At 45.5% G+C, this 3,226-nt stretch carries 3 protein-coding genes and 1 riboswitch; all 3 genes read right to left on the bottom strand.

The window, feature by feature from the left end:
• Positions 1-84: 84 nt before the first annotated feature.
• The gene (locus Q7J27_10895) at positions 85-867 is read right to left on the bottom strand and encodes an ABC transporter ATP-binding protein (GenBank protein MDO9529650.1); all 783 of its coding nucleotides are present in this window, start codon (positions 865-867) and stop codon (positions 85-87) included.
• A 3-nt stretch (positions 868-870) separates the two neighbouring features.
• The gene (locus tag Q7J27_10890) at positions 871-1,896 is read right to left on the bottom strand and encodes an iron chelate uptake ABC transporter family permease subunit (protein MDO9529649.1); all 1,026 of its coding nucleotides are present in this window, start codon (positions 1,894-1,896) and stop codon (positions 871-873) included.
• Positions 1,897-2,202: 306 nt separating this feature from the next.
• Positions 2,203-2,461, bottom strand: a riboswitch (cobalamin riboswitch).
• Positions 2,462-2,496: 35 nt separating this feature from the next.
• On the bottom strand, positions 2,497-3,226 hold a 730-nt coding region (locus Q7J27_10885), incomplete at its 5' end, for a phosphoenolpyruvate carboxykinase (ATP) (protein ID MDO9529648.1).

Genomic DNA, 3,226 nt, shown 5'->3' with positions numbered 1-3,226 from the left:
AAAAGGTGGAAAGAACCTGTCCTCCCCTTCTATAAAGGGGGAAACAACCAGTCCTCCCCTTTTCTAAAGGGGAGTTAGAGGGGATTACTGTGAACTCAATAAAGTCACTCTCGGTTGTCCCGTTAATGGATTTTCGTCAACGAGGACATCTGCTTCATAGACCTCCTTTATATTGGATTCTGTAATCACCTCGTCCGGAGTACCCATGCAGTGGATATTCCCTGCGTTAAGAAGTATCATTCTGTCACAGTAAAGTGATGCCAGATTTATATCGTGGGTTACGGAAACAACAGTCATCCCCTCTTTCCTGTTCAAAGTTTTTATCAAATTAAAAAAATCTATCTGATGTTTGATATCGAGAAAGGCCGTAGATTCATCGAGAAGTATAATCTGCGGCTGTTGTGCCAGTGCCCGGGCTATAAGTATCCTTTGCCTTTCACCCCCGGAGAGTTCATTGATGCTTCTATCAGCGAATGAGAGGGTGTCGGTTACCTCCATTGCCCTATGAGCTATTTCATAATCTTTCTTCCCTTCGAATCTCAGTCTTCCTAAATGGGGTGCCCTGCCCATTAAAACTATCTCCTTTACGCTAAAGGAAAATGTTATGGGGGAGTCCTGAGGGACTACGGCGATCAGCCTGGCAAGTGCATCTCTTTTCATTTCATTGATATTAGCGCCGTTGATAGATACTTCTCCTTCCTGAGGCATAAGTATCCTGTCTATAATTTTAAGGAGTGTTGTCTTGCCGGAACCATTTGGTCCTATTATCCCTAAAAACTCCCCTTCGCTGATCTGAAAAGAGACATCTTTAAGAACCCATTCCTTCGCATATCGGAATCCCACTTTTTTTAACTGGACAATCGGCATGGGTCAGACAGCCCTCCTCCGTAAGAGATATATGAAATATGGGGCACCGCATAGAGCGGTAATAACCCCCACCGGCAATTCGGTGGGAGAAATTACTGTCCTTGCTATGGTGTCAGCAATAGCAAGAAAAGATGCACCAAAAAGAAAAGACGCCGGCAGCAAAAGCCTGTGGTCGGAACCGAGCATCATCCTCATGATGTGCGGGATAATCAGACCGACAAACCCGATGATTCCGCTGACCGACACCGCTACTCCGGTGACAAGAGATGCGACAAGAAAGAGTATCTTTTTTGTTCTTTCCACATTGACGCCTAATTGCATCGCCGTTTCTTCCCCGGTCACAATCAGATTCATCGGCCTTGAATATATGTAAATGGCTATAAATCCTGTAATCGAAAAGAAACCTGTGAGGATTATCTCTGCGCTGGTGGAAAGACTGAGATCCCCCATAAGCCAGAACATGATATTGTGAAGTTGTGCATTTCTGCTGGTAGAGATTAAAAACATTATAATGGCGGCAAAAAAAGCATTCACGATGACTCCGGCCAAAAGGAGTGTGTTGGACTGGAGTTCACGCCCCGTTTTAGCAATTCCAAAGACGAGAATAACGGTCAGAACGGCACCTAAGAATGCCAGACCTGTTATGCCGAATGGGACAACGCTGGCACCGATGATCATACCCGTGATTGCCCCGACAGCTGAACCACCGGAAATCCCGAGTATATATGGATCTGCCAGGGGGTTCCGAAGAAGGGCCTGGAATACAACACCGGCAGTGGAAAGGGATGCGCCGACAATGCCGGCAAATATGATTCGCGGAAAACGGATGGAAAAAATGATGGTTTTCTCCGATGGTGTTAATACGGAGCACCCTTCATACCAGCCGTACAAAAGCCCTTTAAGTCCGGTAATTATACCAATTCTGGCTGTTCCCACGAGCATCGACACAACCACAACAGCAAGAAAAACAACCAGTAACAGAATGCAGATTTTAATCACTCTTGGAAACGTTACAACTTTATAGGTCATTTTTCTCCTTCTATCGTTGTGCGAAAAAGGCTCTTCAATACTCAAAGCATTTTCCCGACCGGGTTGTTTCCCACGGGCCCGCCTTGCAGGCAATGGGCTTTGGATTTATTGTCATCCTGAACTTGATTCAGGATCTCATTAGATTCTGAAATAAATTCAGAATGACAGAGGATTCCCACAATCCCGTAAGGTGGTCCGCCTGAGGTAAACCACCGTTTGCTGCCGGATACAATTCGAAACTTCGCTGAGGTAAGGAGTAAATATCAGAAAGGTTATAATAGGAGTGTTTTGTCATGGTACTCCTCCCTCGAGGAAGTTTCTGATGGATCGGTCTTCCGGCTCAGGGCTACCTACTCACCCGCCTTCCCAGAAATGCAGTTGTCAGTAACCGGTGTTGAGTGGTCAAAAGACAACTACTTACTCCAGTGGCCAGTGTTAGTGTGTGACGGTTTTGCTATTCACCGATCACTAATCACTGTCGTTTGGGCTTTCGTTCCCATTACGGCTGCGGGGCAGCGGGGGCTTCTCACCCCTCTTCCTCACATCCATCGATTTCAAACTATACAAAAAAACAGTTATAAGTCAAGAAAAAGGTTTCTATTACTCAGCCTCCACCCTTTCCACGGGAGGGGGTTTTTTATACTTATAAGGCAATGACTCCCGGATATATTCAGGAATCCTGCCGTATTTCTCTTCAAATTCTTCCAGAAACTGCTGACGCCCTTTGAGGAAATCTATGACCTTCTTCTCGAGTAGTGTCTTGTCATCAATAAGATTGTAGGCATTCATAAGATCCATATTGGCGCGGTCACACTTTATCGGATAATGGTAACCTAAATGATCAGGTTCAACGCTGAAGCGGAGCTGTCCGCGGAGGAGGTCATTATAAGCGGACAGTGACTGCCGGAGCGAAACCTTTTGTTCAGGCTCGCCGATCGTTCCGGTATTTGCAAGATAGCATTTTATGTTATTCTGCTTGAGGATATCGTAAAAAATCATAGCATGTTCGAGGCGATCACCGGTTACAAACGGGTCAAGAAAGAAGACCCTCTTAAATTTTCCTGCCTGTTCGGGATCCCCGCCGGTGCTCTCTATAGATTCCCCGTAAATAAACTGCATCGTGGCCTGTTCCAGAGTCAGCTTACAGATGACATTTGCCAGTGGGTTACGGGTTAAAATAATTATATAGTCAATTTTATTGCCCCGGAGATCATTACTGGCGATCTCCAGATTTTTACGAGTAACAATGGCCCGTCCGTTGCCGGTCTTGGAAAGATCATTGAAATCAGGCATGTAGGGATACTTACTGATAGCTACATTTTCAAGAAAC

The organism is Syntrophales bacterium (genome assembly GCA_030655775.1).
GTDB lineage: Bacteria > Desulfobacterota > Syntrophia > Syntrophales > JADFWA01 > JAUSPI01.
The sequence above is the reverse complement of the archived record's forward strand: the minus strand, read 5'-3'. Positions and strand labels throughout refer to the sequence as shown.

Excerpts from the sequence above, each read along its gene's own strand:
- Q7J27_10895 (MDO9529650.1), bottom strand. The coding sequence starts at position 867 with ATGCCGATTGTCCAGTTAAAAAAAGTGGGATTCCGATATGCGAAGGAA.
- Q7J27_10890 (MDO9529649.1), bottom strand. The coding sequence starts at position 1,896 with ATGACCTATAAAGTTGTAACGTTTCCAAGAGTGATTAAAATCTGCATT.